Below are 17,185 nucleotides of genomic sequence, written 5' to 3'. Positions count from 1 at the left end.
CCCGCGGAGCCGTACGCCCTACTCCGCGGGCCAGACCGGGAGCGGGCGCACGGCTTCGCGCAGCGCCGCCGCGATGGCCCGGAACTCCTCCTGCCGGGCGGTCCCCGTCCGCATGGCCAGCGCGATCCGCCGCGAGGGGGCGGGCTCGGCGAAGTAGCCGGTGGCCAGGTACTCGTTGCGCGCGGTCTCCAGGCGCAGCGCGGTGCGCGGCAACAGGGTCACGCCCAGTCCCCCGGCGACCAGTTGTACGAGGGTGGACAGCCCGGCGGCGGTCGTGGTGACGGCGGCCCCGTCGGCCCGGCCCGCCTCGCGGCAGATGTCCAGGGCCTGGTCGCGCAGGCAGTGCCCCTCGTCGAGCAGCAGCAGCCGCAGGTCGCGCAGTTCCCCGCGCGGGATGTCGCGCCGCCCGGCGAGCGGGTGCTCGCGGGGTGCGAGCAGGACGAAGTCCTCGTCGAAGAGGGGCAGTTCGGTGACGCCGGGGACACCGAGCGGCACCGCGAGCAGCAGCAGGTCGAGCCGCCCGCCGGCCAGCCCCTCCAGCAGCGAGGAGGTCTGCTCCTCGTGCACCTGGAGGTCCATCCGCGGGTAGCGCCGGTGGAACAGCCCGAGCACGGTCGGCAGCAGGTAGGGGGCCACCGTGGGGATCACCCCGAGCCGCATGATCCCGGTGAAGGGGGCCCGTACGGCCTCGGCCTCCTCCAGCAGCCCGCCCATGGCGTCGAGGACGGTCCGGGCCCGGGCGGCGATCCGCTCGCCGGCCGGGGAGAGCAGGACCTTGCGGGTGGTGCGCTCCAGCAGCTGCACGCCGAGGGCCTCCTCCAGCGCGGAGACGGCGCCGGAGAGCGCGGGCTGGCTCATGCCGATCGAGGCGGCCGCGTCCCGGAAGTGCAGGTGTTCGGCGACGGCGGCGAACGCCCGCAGCTGTGCGAGCGTCGCCTGCTTCGCTCCCCTGTTGCCGACAGCCACTGATAGGTACCTCCGATCACCCGCCACCAGACTAGGCCGTGTGCGCTGCGGGCCGCGTCCGGGCGCGTGAGAGTGGAGGCAGGGCGAGGAGGGCCCGGCCTGGGCCCGCGCCCGGGAGGCGACCATGAACAGGCTCCTGCGTACCGCCGTCCTGACCCCGCTGGCGGCCGCACCGCTGCTCCTGGGGCCGGCGGTCGCGGCCCACGCCGTACCGGGCGCACCCGCGGCCACGCCCTTCGGAGTCACAGCCTCCGGAGTCACGGCCTGCTCGGTCGCGGCCGGCGCCCGGGCCCCGGAGGTCGTCCGGCCCGCCGGGACGGACGGGGACGCGCAATACGACAAGGGCTTCAGGAAGGGGTTCCAGGCGGTCAAGGCCGACTGCGGCGCCGAGCCGCCGAACGACCTGCGCGAGCTGGACCCCGACTACCAGCGGGGCTACGCCAACGGCGCCGCGCTGGCCGCCAAGACGTTCTGCGGCGGCTGACCCACCCCATTGATAGGGAAGCCTGATCAGAGCGACCACCCTTTGCGATTTCCGCGATCAATGTCACTGTGCCAGCATGTGAGACCGTCCAACCCCTTCGGAAAGCCCCCAAAAGGGTCCCTTTCCGCTCTGCTAGGAGTCAGTGTGCTCACTGTCGGTGACAAGTTCCCCACCTACGATCTGACCGCCTGCGTCTCCCTCGACGCCGACAAGCAGTTCGCGCAGATCGACCACAAGTCCTACGAGGGCAAGTGGCGCGTGGTGTTTTTCTGGCCTGCCGACTTCACCTTCGTCTGCCCGACCGAGATCGCCGCGTTCGGCAAGCTGAACGACGAGTTCGCGGACCGCGACGCTCAGATCCTCGGCGTCTCCGGCGACTCCGAGTACGTCCACCACGCCTGGCGCAAGGACCACGCCGACCTGCGTGACCTGCCCTTCCCGATGCTGGCCGACGTCAAGCACGACCTGATGCAGGCCTGCGGCGTCGAGGGCGAGGACGGCTTCGCCAAGCGCGCGGTCTTCATCGTCGACCCGAACAACGAGATCCAGTTCGCCATGGTGACCGCCGGTTCCGTGGGCCGTAACCCCAAGGAGGTCCTGCGGGTCCTCGACGCCCTGCAGACCGACGAGCTGTGCCCCTGCAACTGGAACAAGGGCGACGACACCCTGAACGCCGGCGCCCTGCTGGCCGGTGAGTGACGGATGTCCCTCGACACCCTGAAGTCGGCCATACCGGACTTCGCCAAGGACCTGAAGCTGAACCTCGGTTCGGTCATCGGCAACCAGGACACCCTGACCCAGCAGCAGCTGTGGGGCACCGTCCTGTCCTGCGCGATCGCCGCCCGCTCCCCGCGCGTCCTGCGTGAGCTGGAGCCGGAGGCCAAGGCCGCGCTGTCCCCGGAGGCGTACAACGCCGCCAAGTCCGCCGCCGCGGTCATGGCGATGAACAACGTCTTCTACCGGACGCGCCACCTGCTCTCCGACCCGGAGTACGGCACGCTGCGCGCGGGCCTGCGGATGAACGTCATCGGCAACCCGGGCGTGGAGAAGGTCGACTTCGAGCTGTGGTCGCTCGCGGTCTCCGCGATCAACGGCTGCGGCCAGTGCCTGGACTCGCACGAGCAGGTCCTGCGCAAGGCGGGCGTCGACCGCGAGACGGTCCAGGAGGCCTTCAAGATCGCCTCGGTGATCCAGGCCGTCGCCGTCACCCTCGACGCGGAAGCGGCCCTGGCCGCCGAGTAGTCACCCCCAGGGGCGACTCCCCACGCCACCGTGCCCCCGCTGCCCTTCAGGGCGGCGGGGGCACGCTGCGTTCCGTGGTCACTTCCGGCGGAGCCGGTCCATCAGCGCGCGCATGTCCTCGACCATCGCCGCCTTGAGGGCGGTCTCGTCGACCTCCCCCTTGCCGTCCGGGCCCACCCACCACGTGACCCGGATGGTGAACACCGCCCCGCCGTCCAGCACCTGGAGCCGGGGCCCGGCCTCCTGCCCGGAGAAGACCGCCCGCTCGCCGAGCCCGGCAACCTGCTCCCGCACGACGGACGGCGAGCGCAGGTTCTCGTTGAGGTCGGGTCCGGCTCCGAACTCGGCCTCGGGGTCGGTCTTCTTGTGCAGCTCGACCATCACCTGGGCGTCGTGCATGGAGAGCTGGTCCTCCCGCCCCCCGACCGAGTAGCAGTGCGACCAATCCAGCGCCGGGTCCTCGCCGTGGCTCGGCATGCCGACGCCCAGGCCGCCCATCACCGCCCCCACCGCCTTCAGCGGGACCTCCCCGCACAGCTGCTCGCTGTGCCGGTACGCGAGGGGCGGCCCGGCGGCGGAGTGACGTTCCTGCACGACCAGCACCCCGGCCCACGCGGCAGAGGCCAGCACGGCCCCGCCCAGGGCCCACAGCCAGGGGGCCCGGCCGCGCCCCTCCCGGCCCCCGGGCCGCGCGGGCGGGCCCGCGGGTTCGGCCGGAGGGGCGTCGGCCCACTCCCCGTCGAGCTCAGGCTCGCTGATCATCCCCGGCCTCCAGCGCGGCGGCCCGCACCGCCGTGGCCCCGTGCGGGCCCGGACCGGTGGCGGCGACGGCCGCGTGGTGCCGCTCGCGCGAATAGGCCCTCAGGTAGACCACCACGGTGTTGGTGACGGCCACCAGCGGCACCGCGACGACGGCCCCGCCGATGCCCGCGACCATCCCGCCGGCCGCCACCGCGAGCACCACCGCGAGCGGGTGGACCCGTACGGCCCGGCCGAGGATGAAGGGCTGGAGCACGTGCCCCTCGATCTGCTGCACCGCCAGCACCACGCCCAGCACCGCGAGCGCGATGACGGGCCCCTGCGTCACCAGCGCCACCACCACGGCGAGCGCGCCGGAGATCACGGCGCCGACGAGCGGGATGAAGGCGAACAGGAAGATGAACACGGCCAGCGGCACGGCCATCGTCACGTCGAGGAAGTACAGCCCGAGGCCGATGAACACGGCGTCGATCAGCGCGACGAGCACCGTGCCGCGCACGTACGCGGTCAGCGTGCGCCAGGCGCGCGGGCCCGCGCCCGCGACACCGGGGCGGGCGGCGGCCGGGACGAGGCCCAGCACCCACGTCCAGATCTTCTTGCCGTCGTAGAGCAGGAAGAGCGTCGAGAACATCGCGAGCAGCATGCCCGTCAGCACCTCGACGAGGACCGTCACGCCCTGGAGGCCGGCGGAGGTGATCTCCTCGGTGTTGGTGCCGATGGTCTCGCTGAGGTTCTTCGCGATGTCGTTGATCTGCTTCTCGGTCACGTGGAACGGACTGTCCAGTGCCCAGCTCTTGAGCTCGTTGATGCCCTCGCGGAGCCGGCTGGAGAGGTCGTCCAGGTTCTCCATGACCTGCCAGACCACGAACCAGCCGACCAGCCCGATGACGACGAAGCCGAGGACCGCGGTGACGGCGGTGGCCAGCCCGCGCGGCAGGCCGATCCGGCGCAGCCGCACCACGAAGGGCTGGAGCAGCGCGGTGACGAGCAGCGCGGCGGCGAAGGCGAGGACGACCAGCCGGACTTCGCTGATCACCTTCATCAGGACCCAGAGCATCCCGGCGAGCATCAGCAGCCGCCAGCTCGCCTCGGCGGCGACCCGCACCCCCCACGGGATGACGGTCACCGGGTCGGGCCGCCCGGGCGGCGCGAGCACCGCGGGCCCGGCCGGCTCCACGGGACCCTGGACCGCCGCCGCCGACGCCGACGCCGATGCCGACGAGGCGGAGGCGGAGGTGGAGGCGGCGGGGGTGGACGCGGAGGCGGGCAGCGGCGGTTCGCCGGCGGCTTCGGCCTCGACCTCGGCCCGCCGTTCGTCCAGGGCCGCCTCCATCCGGCTCAGTCTGCTGCCGAGCCGGCCGAGCCAGCCTGCCCTCTTCGCCATGTCGTTCCCTTTCCCCCGCCCAGTGGTGACGCCTCGCACGACCGTACACGCGAGGAACCCCACACCGTCGGACGGTGCGGGGTTCCCCGAGGTTGTGCGCGGGCCCTATGCCGGGGCTCTAGTACCAGCCGTTGGCCTGGTGGAAGCTCCAGGCGCTGCACGGGCTGCCGTAGCGCTCGTTCATGTAGCCGAGGCCCCACTTGATCTGCGTGGCCGGGTTGGTGCGCCAGTCGGAGCCGGCCGAGGCCATCTTCGAACCGGGGAGCGCCTGGACCAGACCGTAGGCTCCCGAAGAGGAGTTGACGGCCTTGTAGTTCCAGGTGGATTCCTGGTTGATGATGTTCGAGAAGCACTGGAACTGGCCCGCCGGGACCAGCTGCCGGGCGATCTCCTTGACCTGGGCGACCGTGTAGGAGCCCTGGACCGGGAAGTCGCCGGCGTCGCGGGTGGCGGAACGGCTGGCGACCTCGCCCTCCCCGTCGCGCTGCTCCTTGAGCTTGGCGTCGGCTTCCGCCTTCTTCGCCTTCTCCGCCTCGGCCTTCTCGGCCTCGGCCTTCTTGGACTTGGCGTCCTCGGCGGCCTGGATGCGGGCGGCTTCCTCCACCGAGCGCTTGGCGTCGGTGTCGGCGGCGTGGGCGATGCTGTCGGCCTGCTGCGCCAGGGTGGCGCTCTGGACCTGGGCCTGCTCGCCGACCTGGAGGTCGGTGAGGAGAGTCGCGCCGGAAGCGGTCGTCTCGATGTCGTTGGATGCGGCATCGCCAGTGGCGACGCCCACGACTGCGCCGACGGTGGTGACCGCGGTGGCCGAAGCCACTGCGAACCCCCGGACCGAGATCCGGCTCACACGGTGTCCTTCCAGCAGCGTCCGCAGTGACCGCGCGGTCGCAAGAGTGCCCCCTCGACACTGGTCTCCGTGGTGTTGAGGTCACTGGAGACGCTGGCCCGTGGGCAACTCCCTCACGGGGGCTGCCGGCTGTACCGGGCGGCATACGGACATCGGCTGTGGAGTTGTTCGTACTGCGTATCCCGGAAGGGGATACAGGTGTTCCGTATGCGGGGCCTGACGGAGAACAGACTCTGCCGGACCTCGACGCCGCAGGGCAATTCCGCGTTGCGTGTGAAAGGTCACACCTGCTGTGATGCCGGTGATTCGGGAAAACGCCTGTGCAGCAGGGCGCCGCCCGGCTAGGCTCCTGGGCCTTTGCCGGGCGGCGCCAACTGACCGTCCCGCTATGGGGGTTTTACCCCGTTCCCTCCTAGAGGGTCTCCAGCATCTCCGTCACCAGTGCGGCGATCGGGGAGCGCTCGGAGCGGGTCAGCGTCACGTGGGCGAAGAGCGGATGCCCCTTCAGCTTCTCAACGACGGCGACCACTCCGTCGTACCGGCCGACGCGCAGATTGTCGCGCTGGGCCACGTCGTGGGTGAGAACGACCCTCGAATTGGCCCCGATCCGGGACAGAACGGTCAGCAGGACGTTGCGCTCCAGGGACTGGGCCTCGTCCACGATGACGAACGCGTCGTGCAGCGAGCGGCCGCGGATGTGCGTGAGCGGCAGGACCTCCAGCATCCCGCGCCCGAGCACCTCCTCGATGACCTCGCGCCCGGCGACCGCCGAGAGGGTGTCGAAGACCGCCTGCGCCCAGGGGCTCATCTTCTCGGCCGCGTCTCCCGGCAGGTACCCGAGGTCCTGGCCGCCGACCGCGTACAGCGGGCGGAAGACCATGACCTTCTGGTGCTGCCTCCGCTCCAGCACCGCCTCCAGACCCGCGCACAGCGCCAGTGCCGACTTGCCGGTGCCGGCCCGGCCGCCCATCGAGATGATCCCGATATCCGGGTCGAGGAGCAGGTCCAGGGCGATGCGCTGCTCGGCGCTGCGCCCGTGCAGCCCGAAGGCCTCGCGGTCGCCCCGTACGAGCCGGACGTTGCCGTCGGCCGTGACCCGGCCCAGGGCCTTGCCGCGCTCGGACTGGAGGACCAGGCCGGTGTGCACGGGCAGTTCCGCGGCCTCCGGTACGTAGAGCCGTTCCTCGGAGTAGAGGAGGTCCACCTGCTCCCCCGACAGGGCGAGGTCGCTCATGCCGGTCCAGCCGGCGTCGGTGATGGCGAGCTCCGCGCGGTACTCCTCGGCGAGCAGCCCCACGGAGGAGGCCTTGATGCGCAGCGGGAGATCCTTCGAGACGACCGTGACGTCGTAGCCCTCGGCCTGGAGGTTGCGGGCGACCGCGAGGATCCGCGAGTCGTTGTCCCCGAGCCGGAAGCCCGCCGGCAGGACGCCGGGGTCGGAGTGGTTGAGCTCGACGCGCAGGGTGCCGCCCAGATCTCCCAGCGGGATGGGGGCGTCGAGGCGACCGTAGCGGACCCGGAAGTCGTCGAGCAGGCGCAGGGCCTGACGGGCGAAGTAGCCGAGTTCGGGATGGTGCCTCTTGGCCTCCAACTCGGTGATCACCACGATCGGGAGCACGACCTCGTGCTCGTCGAAGCGGGAGAACGCGTTGGGGTCGGCCAGCAGGACGCTGGTGTCGAGGACGTAGGTCCGCCTGTCGGGCAGGCGGCGCTTTGTGCTGGTCACCACGGAAGGACGTACCCCCTCGGAAGAGGTCGGGCCATGAAGACCGGACCGGTCATCGGCGCCAGTGCCAGGGCCGAGTTCCGGCCCTCCAATCCGTCCGTGCGAACCGCACGCGCGTCCTGGTGCAAAGGGCCTCCCGGGCGGACGGCCCTGTGCCGTCCGCTGAGACTCGACACCCGTGGATCGGGCGTCGACCTGCCTGGGTTATGCCCTCGAACGTGCGCTGCCATGCCATGGCATATGACGGACGCTCGGTGAATCCCTGGTGAAGGGTTCGGGTGGGGCCGAGGGGGTGGGGGTGCCTTCCGGTCAGGTGCCGTAGCGCCGGTGGCGGGCGGCGTAGTCGCGCAGGGCGCGCAGGAAGTCGACCTTGCGGAAGGCCGGCCAGAAGACCTCGCAGAAGTAGTACTCCGAGTGGGCGCTCTGCCAGAGCATGAACCCGGAGAGCCGCTGCTCGCCGCTGGTGCGGATCACCAGGTCCGGGTCGGGCTGGCCGCGGGTGTAGAGGTGCTCCGCGATGTGGTCGATGTCCAGGACCTCGGCGAGCTCCTCGAAGGAGGTGCCCTTCTCGGCGTGCTCCAGCAGGAGCGAGCGGACCGCGTCGGCGATCTCCTGGCGGCCGCCGTAGCCGACGGCGACGTTGACCAGTATCCCGTCGATGTCGTGGGTGGCCTGCTCGGCCTCCTTCAGCACCGTCTGGGTCTGCGCGGGCAGGATGTCCAGGTTGCCCACGTGGTGGACGCGCCAGCGGCCGTCCTCGGCGAGGCCCCGGACCGTGTTCTCGATGATGTTGAGCAGCGGTCGGAGCTCGACCTCCGGCCGGTCCAGGTTGTCCGTGGAGAGCATCCACAGGGTGACGACCTCGACGTCCGTCTCGGTGCACCAGCCGAGCATCTCGGAGATCTTGTCGGCGCCGGCCTGGTGGCCCTGCTCCGTCGTGCCTCCGGACGCCTTCGCCCAGCGCCGGTTCCCGTCCAGGATGACGCCGATGTGCTTGGGCGACGCGTCATGGTCGAGGCGGCCTTCCACCCGGCGTGCATAGAGCCTGTACACCAGGTCGCGCAGCTTCACGATCTTCGAGCCCCTCCGTGCAATGCCCCCGTGCCAATTGCGGTCTCCCCCGAGGCCGCCACATTACTGCGCGTCGGGATCGGGTACCCAACTCGGTCTGTCACAAGTCCGTGATAGCAAGGACAACGTGACTGATAACAATCCCTATCGGGCAGAGCCCTCGCGTTACGACTCCATGCTCTACCGTCGCACGGGTCGCAGCGGCCTCAAGCTCCCCGCGATCTCCCTGGGCCTCTGGCACAACTTCGGGGACGACCGTTCCCTGGAGTCCCAGCGCGCCATCCTGCGCCGCGCCTTCGACCTCGGCGTGACCCACTTCGACCTGGCCAACAACTACGGCCCGCCGCCCGGCTCCGCCGAGCTGAACTTCGGCAAGATCTTCGCCCAGGACTTCGCGCGCTACCGCGAGGAGCTGGTGCTCTCCACCAAGGCCGGCTACTTCATGCACCCCGGCCCGTACGGCGAATGGGGCAGCCGCAAGTACCTGCTCGGCTCGCTCGACGCCTCGCTGAAGCGGATGGGCGTGGACTACGTCGACGTCTTCTACTCGCACCGCTTCGACCCGGAGACCCCGCTGGAGGAGACCATGGGCGCGCTCGCGTCCGCGGTCCAGCAGGGCAAGGCGCTGTACGTCGGCGTGTCCTCGTACACGGCGGCGCAGACCGCCGAGGCCGCGCGGATCCTGACGGACATGGGCGTGCGCCCGCTGATCCACCAGCCCTCGTACTCCATGATCAACCGCTGGACGGAGGAGGACGCACTGCTGGACACCCTGGAGGAGGCCGGCATGGGCTGCATCTCCTTCGCGCCGCTCGCGCAGGGCATGCTCACCGGCAAGTACCTCCAGGGCATCCCGGAGGACTCCCGGGCGGCCGCGGGCAAGTCCCTGAACCCGGCGCTGCTGTCGGAGGACGTGGTGCGCCGCCTGCACGGCCTGAACGACATCGCGGCCCGCCGCGGCCAGTCGCTGGCCCAGCTGGCGCTGACCTGGGTGCTGCGCGACGAGCGGATGACCTCCGCGCTGATCGGCGCGTCGAGCGTGAAGCAGCTGGAGGAGAACGTGGCCGCGCTGGCCGGTGCGCCGCTCACGGAGCAGGAGCTGAAGGAGATCGACTCCTTCGCGGTGTCCACCCCCGGCACCAACATCTGGGCCCAGCGCGGCTGACCCGCGGCTGACCTGCGTTTTTGCCCGGAGGGCGGGTGGAAAGAAAAACGGGCCGGTCCGTGGGGGGGATACGGACCGGCCCGAGGGGGGGGTTCCACCATAACCCTTCGTAAAGCGTCCTGCGTGCATTGCCGCAAAACGATTACGCTCCGAATCCGCCCAGCAGCACTCCGGTGAGGGCTCCGGCGGCCATGAAGGGGCCGAACGCGAAGCCCTGGTCACGGCCCGCGCGGCCGCTCAGCACCAGGCCGAGGCCGTATACGGCGCCGTAGAGCAGCCCCAGGAACGCCCCGGCCGCCCATACCCCCCACCCGTACCACCCAAGAGCGACCCCCAGGGCGAGCGCCAGCTTGACGTCGCCCAGCCCCATCCCGGCGGGGTTGATCAGGAACAGCAGGAGGTACGAGGCCCCGAGCGCGAGCCCGCCCAGCAGCGCGAGCCGCCAGGACCCGGCGGCGCCGGGCAGCAGCGCGGCGGCGCCGAGCAGTGCGGTGCAGGCCGCGGCCAGGGGGAGGGTGAGCACGTCGGGCAGCCGGTGCACGGCGAGGTCGACGAGCGCCAGCAGTACGAGTACGGGCGCGAGCGCGACGAAGACGGCCGTCTCGGGGCGCGGGCCGACGGTGGCGGCGAGGGCCGCGCAGACGGCGGCGGTGAGCCCGCCGGCCCACCCGGCCCGGGGGCCGTAGGGCAGCCCCGACGGCCCGCCCGGTCCGCACCGGGCGGGCCCGAGCCATCCCCGCAGCGGGTGCCCGTCCGGGCAGGACGCGCGCCAGGGCTCGCCGGGGGGCACCGAGAGGCGGTACGCGGCGCGGGGCAGCGCCAGGCCGGCGGTGGCGCCGTATGCGGCGGCGGCGGTGATCACGAGTGCGCCCATCCGGTGACGGTAGGCCGCGCCGCCGCCGCGGGCACGGGCCCGAGGACCCAACGCCGCCCCGCCCGGCGCGTCGGCCGCTGCGCGGGGCGAGGTCCCCTACCCGCCCTTCGCCCGTTCCCTGGGGCTCCGCCCCAGACCCCGCGCCTCAAACGCCGGCGGGGCTGAGCTGTGCTGCGCACATCCAGCCCGCGCTGGGGGCACCTCCCAGCGGTAGCTGGGGGAGTTTGAGCGCACCGGGCGCGGAGCGCACGGAACGGGTCCGGGCGGAGCCCGGGGACCGGTGGAAGGGCGGGTAGGGGACCAGCCCCGCGCAGCGGCGCCTAGGGTGACCCCCATGGCGTACAGGGACGGCACCGGCACCCTCCTCATCGGCGGCACCACGGTCCCCCTGGAGGTCGCCGCCTCCTACCGGGCCCGCACCCGCGGCCTGCTCGGCCGCGACGGTGTCGAGGGGGCGCTGCTGCTGACGCCGGCCGCGAGCGTGCACACCTTCCGGATGCGGTTCCCGATCGACGTGGCCCACCTCGACCGCCGGATGCGCGTGATCGCGCTGACCACCATGCCCCCGGGCCGCCTCGGCCTGCCCCGGCTCCGTTCCCGGCACGTGCTTGAGGCCGAGGCGGGGGCCATGGCCCGCTGGGGCCTCACGGTGGGGAGCACGGTGGCCGTCTCAGCGGGTGGACCTCCCGGCGCGGGGCGGTAGGTTGGGGCGGTTGGGCTGGGGTCTCAGGGGAGCGGCATGACGGAGAACGCGCGGATCAAGGCGCTGGAGCAGATCATGCCGGCGACGCACGGCGCCGACGAGGACATCGACTGGCAGGCGGCCGAGGCGGTCTGGGGCACCCGCTTCCCCTCCGACTTCGTGGCGTTCATGGGGCGTTACGGGGCCGGGTCCATCAACGGCGAGGCCAGCGTGCTGCTGCCGCTGCCCAAGCCCGGACTCCAGTGGGACCCGGCCGAGATGGCCGAGGAGACCGCCAACGCGCGGCAGCTCTGGGAGGCCGGGGGCGGCCGGGCCGCCTTCGACGTGGACCCGGAGTCGATCATCGCCTGGGGCGTCACCGGCGGGTCCGACATCCTCTGCTGGCTCACCACCGACCCCGACCCGGACCGCTGGCCGGTGCTGGTCGCGGGCCGGCACACCGCCGACGCCTTCGCCGTCCACCCGTACGGCATGGCCGAATTCTTGCTGCGGCTCTGCTCCGACGAGTTCGACGTGAGCCCCGTGAGCATCACCTTCTGGGACGCCGGGCACCTCAGCTTCGTCCACTGGCGCAAGGCCCAGCGCCGCTGGCAGGAGGGCCGCAACCCGGAGACCGGGGAGCCGGACCCCTACGCGGGCGAGTTCGCCGACTAGTCCCCGCCAGGCCTGGTCCCGCCAGGCCGGCCGCGCCGGAGCCGGCCCGCCCGAAATCACACCCAGCCCGTTTCCCCGCCGGAAACGGGCTTTTCGGCATGTCTACGCGCGTCGCATATCCCGCACTCATATCGGAAAACACAATTCGGAAAACAATCGGTTGGAGCATTCAACACAACCGCCGACCCAATGCATTCAAGCCGACCGCCGTCGGGAGAGAATTCCGGCCAGACGGGCCACGGCGGGACACCCCAGCCCGGAGCAACTCATAAGTAATAACGGGAATCAAAAGAAAATCAGGGGTATCCACCCGTGCGAAGAAGAATGTTCGGCGCGGCCGCCACGGCAGCCGTGTTCGGTCTGCTGATACCGCTGTCCGGCTGCGGAAGTTCCTCCGGCGGCGGCAGCGGCGACGCGCTGCACCTGGTCGCGGCCGAATACGGCACCACTCCCGCCACCAGTTCCAAGGCTTTCTGGGACAAGGTGACGGCCGATTTCACCAAGGCCAACCCCGGCATCAAGGTCGAGGTCACGCTCCTCCCGTGGGCGAACATCGACCGCGAGGTCTCCAAAATGGTCAGCTCCGGCAAGGCGCCGGACATGGCGCTCATGGGCTCCTACTCCGACTTCGCCGCCCAGGGCAAGCTGTATTCCGCGGAGGAGCTGCTCTCGATCAGCGCCGAGGCGAACTTCCTCCAGCCCCTCGCCGAGGCCGGATCGGTCGGCAACACCCTCTACGGCCTGCCGTTCGTGGCGAGCAGCCGTCTGCTCTTCTACAACACCAAGCTGTTCGCGGACGCCGGCCTCGTCGCCAAGGACGGCTCGCCCACCTGGCAGCCGAAGACCTGGGCGGACCTGGAGTCCGCCGCCAAGGCGCTCAAGACGAAGGGCGTGAAGTACCCGTACGCCCTGCCGCTGGGCCCCGAGGAGGCGCACGCGGAGGCGATGATCTGGGAGCTGTCCAACGGCGGCGGCTACGCCGACAGCAGCGGCAACTACAGCCTGGCCTCGGACCAGAACATCGTGACCTTCAACTGGCTCCGGGACAAGATGGTGGGCCCCGGGCTGACCGGCCCGACCCCGCCCGCGCAGCTGAACCGCGCCGACGCCTTCGCGGCGTTCCTGCGCGGTGAGGTCGGCATGCTCAACGGCTACCCGTCCCTCTCCCACGAGGCGCGCGCCAAGGGCATCACCGTCGGCGCCGTGGCCATGCCGGTCTCGGACTACCTCGGCACCGGCGAGAAGCCGCCGACCGTGGGCGTGGCCGACTGGATGATGGCCTTCAAGCAGAACGGCAACCGCGAGGAGATCGGCAAGTTCCTGGACTTCGTCTACCAGGACAAGAACCTGGCGGACTTCGCGGGCCGCTACCACCTGCTGCCCTCGACCGTCACGGCCTCCCGCACCCCCTCGGGCGGCGGCCTCGACAAGAACGACGAGCAGTTCCTGACCGCCCTGCGCGGTGCCCAGCTCTACCCGGTCAACGACCCCGCCTGGGTGTCGGTCAGCGACACCATCAAGCGCAACATCGGACGGGCCCTGGAACCGGGCGCCAGCCCGAAGGCCGTCCTGGAGGACATCGCCGCGAAGGCGAGCGCCGCCTCGAAGAAGAAGCACTGAAAGTCGCACTGAGAGTCGCACTGAAAGTCCCTCGCGACAAGGGACCTTCGCCTCCCTGCCGGACCCCATCCCGTACGGCAGAATGGCTGTCGGCACTTGATCCAAGGCCGCGGCCCAGTCGCCCGACGGGCACCCACAAGGTGCGCGGGGCGGCAGGCCTCCCCCTCCTCCGCCGCCCGGCGCCGCCTCCCGCTACGCCCGGCCGTTCTCCGCGGAGAACGCCTTGCGGTACTGCTCGCAGCCGGAGTCCCAGCGCAGCGTGCCCGTCAGCGTCCCGTAGTGGGTGCGCGTGACCGACCATTCCACCGTGTACTCGCCGGTGTCGCACGCGATCCTCTTGCCGCCCTCCACCTTCTGACGCCCCGTCGCCGGCTGCCCCGTCAGCTTCCGCTCCACCTCCGCCCGCGCGACCCCCTTCGCGTCGCGCAGCACGGCGTGCACGACGATCGGGTGGGTGTCGTTCTTGGTGGTCAGGCCCTTGTTCACCAGGGCGTCCGACACCGCCCACGCGAACTCGTACGAGGGCTCCCAGGAGAGCGTGTCCGGGTCGGCGACCTGGCGCTCGCTCCTCGGGTCGTGGGGGTGCGAGGGGCGGGAGACGGTCCCGTACCGGATCCCCGGGTGGAAGCGGACCTGGCCCTCCAGCTTGTGCTTCTGGTCCTTGGTCCACAGGGATTTCATCTTGTGCTCGCCCCCGGCCGGGTCCTGGAGGTATCCGGTGCCCGGTGCGGCGGTGGCGGACGCCTGGCCGAGTGCGGGGGCGACGGCCGCGGCTGCCGCGGCGAGGGCGAGGGCTGCGGTGCGAGTGCGCTTCATGCCCGGCCCAACGGACCCCCGCGGCGGGCCGGAACGACGCCGTGCGCGCGTTCACCCGTACGGAGCGGGCGGCGGACGCACAGGTGACAGATTCCGTTCCGGGCCGGAATGCGCTCCGGACGGCTCTGGTTCCCTGTGCCCGGACGGGGAAACGGTCCCCGCACGACCACGGGGGATGGCATGGGCATGACGATCGATGGGACGGTCGCACCGGGCTGGGAGACGGTGCGGGCGGAGTTCGAGGCGTTCGCGGCCTCGGAGCCGAACCCGCCGGAGGCCCAGCTCGCGGTGCGCCACCACGGGAGGACCGTGGTGGACCTGTGGGCCGGCGAGGACACCGACGGGGCCACCCTGAGCGGGGTCTTCTCCCTCACGAAGGGCGCCGCGCACCTCGTCGTGGCGCTGCTGGCGCAGGAGGGCGTACTGGACCTGGAGCGTCCGGTGTCGGCGTACTGGCCGGAGTTCACCGGGCACGGCAAGGAGCGGCTGACGGTGCGGCAGCTCGTCGCGCACGGCTCCGGGCTGATCAGCGTCCCCGGGGGCTTCTCGTACGAGGAGATCGCGGACGACGCGCTCCTCGCGGCCCGGCTGGCGGGGCAGGAGCCGTACTGGGAGCCCGGCACGGCGTACGGCTACCACGCGTTCGTGATCGGCGCGCTGACGGGCGAGGTGGTGCGGCGGGTCACGGGCCGCTCGCTCCAGGAGGTCTACGAGGAGCGGGTGCGGGCGCCGTACGGGCTGGACCTGTACATGGGGCTGCCGGCGGAGCTGGAGGGCCGCTGGAAGCCGGTCCTGGAGATGCTGCCGACGCCCGCGCAGCTGGAGCTGCTCGCGGCGGGCGGGCCGCTGCCCGAGATGCTGCGGACCGCCTTCAACTGGCACCACGAGCCGCCGATGGACATGGTCGCGTACGCCAACCACCCGAAGGTGAAGGCGCTGGGCCCGGCCTCGGCGGGCGGCAGCGGCACGGCGCGCGGGGTGGCCGCCCTGTACGCGGCGGCCGTCAGCGGGCTGGACGGCCGGCCCGCGCTGCTGGAGCCGGCGACGGTGGCCGAGGTGGCGCGGCTGCACACGCCGGGCCAGGACCGGGTGACCTCGGAGCCGGACCACTTCGGGCTGGGCTTCGAGACCCAGCCCGCGGTGGGCCCCGAGGCCTTCGGGCACTGCGGCGCGGCGGGCGGCAACGGCTTCGCCGACCCGGTCACGGGGATCGCGTACGGGTACACGCGCCGCCGCTTCGGCTTCCCGGGCGGGCTGGCCCCGGAGAACGGGCGCCTGACGGCGGCGGTGCTGAAGGTGGCGCGGGGGCTGTAGCGTCCCCCGGGCCGCCTCAGGCCTGGCCGGTCTCGAAGCGGCTGATGTGGCCGTCGGAGACGGTGAACCGCCAGGCGGTGCGCATCTCGCCCCAGGTGTCGTTGCGGTAGGAGACGACGAGGGACCGGCCGTCGTCGGTCTGCTTCTCGACCGACATGTGGCCGCGGGAGGAGAAGATCTCGCGGTCCGCCCAGTCGGTCAGGTCCCGGTCGGAGCCGTCGTCGGACATGGTCGCGCCGGGGGTCAGGACGGCCCGGAAGGCCTCCTGGTCGCCCGCGTTGACGGCGGTGACGAAGGCCCGGACGGCGGGGTCGGCGAGCTGGTCCGGCTTGATCATGGGGTCTCCCGGTCGTGTGCGTGGTCGTCGTGCGTCCTGTGCTGCGCGCGCGACCAGGGAACACCCCCGGCGGGGCCGGGCGGCCGACCCTCACCCGTTCGCCGCCCGGCGGCGTGTCAGGAGGGGTCGGGGGCGGTGCGCACCGGGAAGCCGGTGGGCCGGCCCTGCTCCTCCAGCCAGGTCAGGACCTGGTCGAGGGCGGCGACGGTCTGCTTGCGATCGCCGCCGCCGTCGTGGAAGAGGACCGTGGGGCCGTTGCCGATCTCGCGCTTGACGGCGTCGACGATGGCGGCGGTGCCGGGCTTGCCGAAGTCCTTGGTGTCGACGTTCCAGCCGAGCGGGCGCATGCCGTTGGCGGCGGCGGTCTTCCGGCTGTCGGGGGTGAAGGCCCCGCCGGGGGCGCGGTAGTACTCGACCTTGGCGCCGCCGCCGGCGGCTTCCTCGATCAGCTTCTTGGCGTCGAGGATCTGGGCCTGCTGGTAGGCGACGGGCTTCTTGTCCATGGACGTGTCGTGGTCCATGGAGTGGTCGCAGAGCCGGTGGCCGGCCGCGACGACCTTCTTGACCAGGTCGGGGTGGGCCTTGGCCTGGGGGCCGATCATGCAGAAGACGGCCTTGACGTCGTGCTTGGCCAGCACCTCCAGGACCTGCGGGGTCCAGCGGGGGTCGGGGCCGTCGTCGATGGTGATGTTGACGGCGTTGCCGCCGGCCTCGGAGGCGTGGGCGATGCTGTCGGGCAGCCCGGCCGGCGGTGCCTGCGGCGGCTGGGCGCCCGGCCCGTTGCCGCCCTTGGGCGCCTCCGTGCCGGTCCCGGGGTGGGCGGCGGGGCCGTCGTCCGGGGCGACGAGGACCGTCACGCCCCAGATGGTGGCGGCCACGGCGGCGGCCGAGGCGCCGACGGCTATCCGGTTCCGGAGGCTGTGCTTCTGCGTGCTCGTCATGTGTCCACTCCCCGTCCGGCCTTGCAAGGGTTCTGTGGGTCATGACGCCTTCATCCCTGGCGGGGTTCCACCGAATTGCCCAATAAATTCCAGGTAATAAGGACTTTGGTCCTCAATAACCTCAGTTGTCACACATGTTGGGGGCATACGAAAAGGCGGGTGGGGGGGGGGGGGGGGGGGGGGGGGGGGGGGCCCCCCCCCCGCAGGGGGGGGTGGGGGGGGTCTGGGTGCCAGGAGGGGTCTTCGGGTGGTTCTGGACCTTTGGGTAGGTGCCCCCCACCCGGT

The 17,185-nt window shown here is 71.7% G+C and carries 18 protein-coding genes; 8 read left to right on the top strand and 10 right to left on the bottom strand.

What is annotated here, in order from left to right:
- Positions 1–18: 18 nt before the first annotated feature.
- The gene (locus AC07A6_RS34580) at positions 19–966 is read right to left on the bottom strand and encodes a hydrogen peroxide-inducible genes activator (protein ID WP_362466959.1); all 948 of its coding nucleotides are present in this window, start codon (positions 964–966) and stop codon (positions 19–21) included.
- Between the two features lie 124 nt (positions 967–1,090).
- On the opposite strand from AC07A6_RS34580, the gene AC07A6_RS34575 reads away from it, so the two are divergent.
- The 3 genes from AC07A6_RS34575 to AC07A6_RS34565 all read left to right on the top strand — a co-directional run bounded on the left by AC07A6_RS34575 (position 1,091) and on the right by AC07A6_RS34565 (position 2,692).
- The gene (locus AC07A6_RS34575) at positions 1,091–1,450 is read left to right on the top strand and encodes a hypothetical protein (RefSeq protein ID WP_478779752.1); all 360 of its coding nucleotides are present in this window, start codon (positions 1,091–1,093) and stop codon (positions 1,448–1,450) included.
- A gap of 144 nt (positions 1,451–1,594) precedes the next feature.
- A complete protein-coding gene (locus tag AC07A6_RS34570; RefSeq protein WP_007266254.1) occupies positions 1,595–2,149 on the top strand; it encodes a peroxiredoxin in 555 nt (184 codons plus the stop codon).
- Between the two features lie 3 nt (positions 2,150–2,152).
- The gene (locus tag AC07A6_RS34565; protein WP_125601103.1) at positions 2,153–2,692 is read left to right on the top strand and encodes an alkyl hydroperoxide reductase; all 540 of its coding nucleotides are present in this window, start codon (positions 2,153–2,155) and stop codon (positions 2,690–2,692) included.
- Positions 2,693–2,770: 78 nt separating this feature from the next.
- Here AC07A6_RS34565 and AC07A6_RS34560 read toward each other — a convergent pair whose 3' ends face one another.
- The 5 genes from AC07A6_RS34560 to AC07A6_RS34540 form a co-directional block, all read right to left on the bottom strand.
- Positions 2,771–3,454: a hypothetical protein gene (locus AC07A6_RS34560; protein WP_478779751.1), complete on the bottom strand. Its 684-nt coding sequence runs from the start codon at positions 3,452–3,454 to the stop codon at positions 2,771–2,773.
- Positions 3,438–4,835 (bottom strand): AI-2E family transporter, encoded by a 1,398-nt coding sequence (locus tag AC07A6_RS34555; RefSeq protein WP_478779750.1) that lies wholly within the window; start codon positions 4,833–4,835, stop codon positions 3,438–3,440. The genes AC07A6_RS34560 and AC07A6_RS34555 overlap by 17 nt, the downstream gene beginning before the upstream one ends.
- Positions 4,836–4,953: 118 nt before the next feature.
- Positions 4,954–5,679, bottom strand: a complete 726-nt coding sequence (locus AC07A6_RS34550; RefSeq protein ID WP_362466963.1) for an aggregation-promoting factor C-terminal-like domain-containing protein — start codon at positions 5,677–5,679, stop codon at positions 4,954–4,956.
- 412 nt (positions 5,680–6,091) lie between these two features.
- The gene (locus AC07A6_RS34545) at positions 6,092–7,408 is read right to left on the bottom strand and encodes a PhoH family protein (protein WP_478779749.1); all 1,317 of its coding nucleotides are present in this window, start codon (positions 7,406–7,408) and stop codon (positions 6,092–6,094) included.
- Positions 7,409–7,714: 306 nt separating this feature from the next.
- Positions 7,715–8,476: an isoprenyl transferase gene (locus AC07A6_RS34540; RefSeq protein WP_362466965.1), complete on the bottom strand. Its 762-nt coding sequence runs from the start codon at positions 8,474–8,476 to the stop codon at positions 7,715–7,717.
- Positions 8,477–8,603: 127 nt separating this feature from the next.
- Between AC07A6_RS34540 and mgrA the strand changes: the two genes are divergently transcribed.
- On the top strand, positions 8,604–9,641 hold the full coding sequence (gene mgrA / locus AC07A6_RS34535; protein WP_478779748.1) for an L-glyceraldehyde 3-phosphate reductase: 1,038 nt from the start codon (positions 8,604–8,606) through the stop codon (positions 9,639–9,641).
- Positions 9,642–9,783: 142 nt separating this feature from the next.
- Here the strand turns inward: mgrA and AC07A6_RS34530 are convergent, their stop codons facing one another.
- A complete protein-coding gene (locus AC07A6_RS34530) occupies positions 9,784–10,515 on the bottom strand; it encodes a prepilin peptidase (RefSeq protein ID WP_478779747.1) in 732 nt (243 codons plus the stop codon).
- 334 nt (positions 10,516–10,849) lie between these two features.
- Here AC07A6_RS34530 and AC07A6_RS34525 point away from each other — a divergent pair, with 334 nt between their 5' ends.
- The 3 genes from AC07A6_RS34525 to AC07A6_RS34515 all read left to right on the top strand — a co-directional run bounded on the left by AC07A6_RS34525 (position 10,850) and on the right by AC07A6_RS34515 (position 13,492).
- Positions 10,850–11,218, top strand: a complete 369-nt coding sequence (locus AC07A6_RS34525) for a DUF192 domain-containing protein (RefSeq protein WP_386271356.1) — start codon at positions 10,850–10,852, stop codon at positions 11,216–11,218.
- 36 nt (positions 11,219–11,254) lie between these two features.
- Positions 11,255–11,872, top strand: a complete 618-nt coding sequence (locus AC07A6_RS34520) for an SMI1/KNR4 family protein (protein WP_007266244.1) — start codon at positions 11,255–11,257, stop codon at positions 11,870–11,872.
- 324 nt (positions 11,873–12,196) lie between these two features.
- Complete coding sequence (locus tag AC07A6_RS34515; RefSeq protein ID WP_478779761.1) at positions 12,197–13,492, top strand: extracellular solute-binding protein; 1,296 nt, start codon at positions 12,197–12,199, stop codon at positions 13,490–13,492.
- 192 nt (positions 13,493–13,684) lie between these two features.
- On the opposite strand, the gene AC07A6_RS34510 is transcribed toward AC07A6_RS34515, so the two are convergent.
- Complete coding sequence (locus AC07A6_RS34510) at positions 13,685–14,308, bottom strand: hypothetical protein (protein ID WP_478779746.1); 624 nt, start codon at positions 14,306–14,308, stop codon at positions 13,685–13,687.
- A 186-nt stretch (positions 14,309–14,494) separates the two neighbouring features.
- On the opposite strand from AC07A6_RS34510, the gene AC07A6_RS34505 reads away from it, so the two are divergent.
- Positions 14,495–15,622, top strand: coding sequence for a serine hydrolase domain-containing protein (locus tag AC07A6_RS34505; protein WP_386271359.1), 1,128 nt, complete (start codon positions 14,495–14,497; stop codon positions 15,620–15,622).
- Positions 15,623–15,638: 16 nt separating this feature from the next.
- On the opposite strand, the gene AC07A6_RS34500 is transcribed toward AC07A6_RS34505, so the two are convergent.
- Together AC07A6_RS34500 and AC07A6_RS34495 are read right to left on the bottom strand one after the other, a co-directional pair.
- Complete coding sequence (locus AC07A6_RS34500) at positions 15,639–15,959, bottom strand: nuclear transport factor 2 family protein (protein WP_362468187.1); 321 nt, start codon at positions 15,957–15,959, stop codon at positions 15,639–15,641.
- Between the two features lie 116 nt (positions 15,960–16,075).
- Positions 16,076–16,900 carry a polysaccharide deacetylase family protein gene (locus AC07A6_RS34495; protein WP_362468185.1) on the bottom strand — a complete coding sequence of 275 codons (825 nt, stop codon included), beginning with the start codon at positions 16,898–16,900 and terminating at the stop codon, positions 16,076–16,078.
- Positions 16,901–17,185: the final 285 nt, after the last annotated feature.

Source organism: Streptomyces sp. NPDC044002 (genome assembly GCF_056434525.1).
Note: the sequence above shows the minus strand (reverse complement) of the source record. Positions and strands in the feature narration are given on the sequence as shown.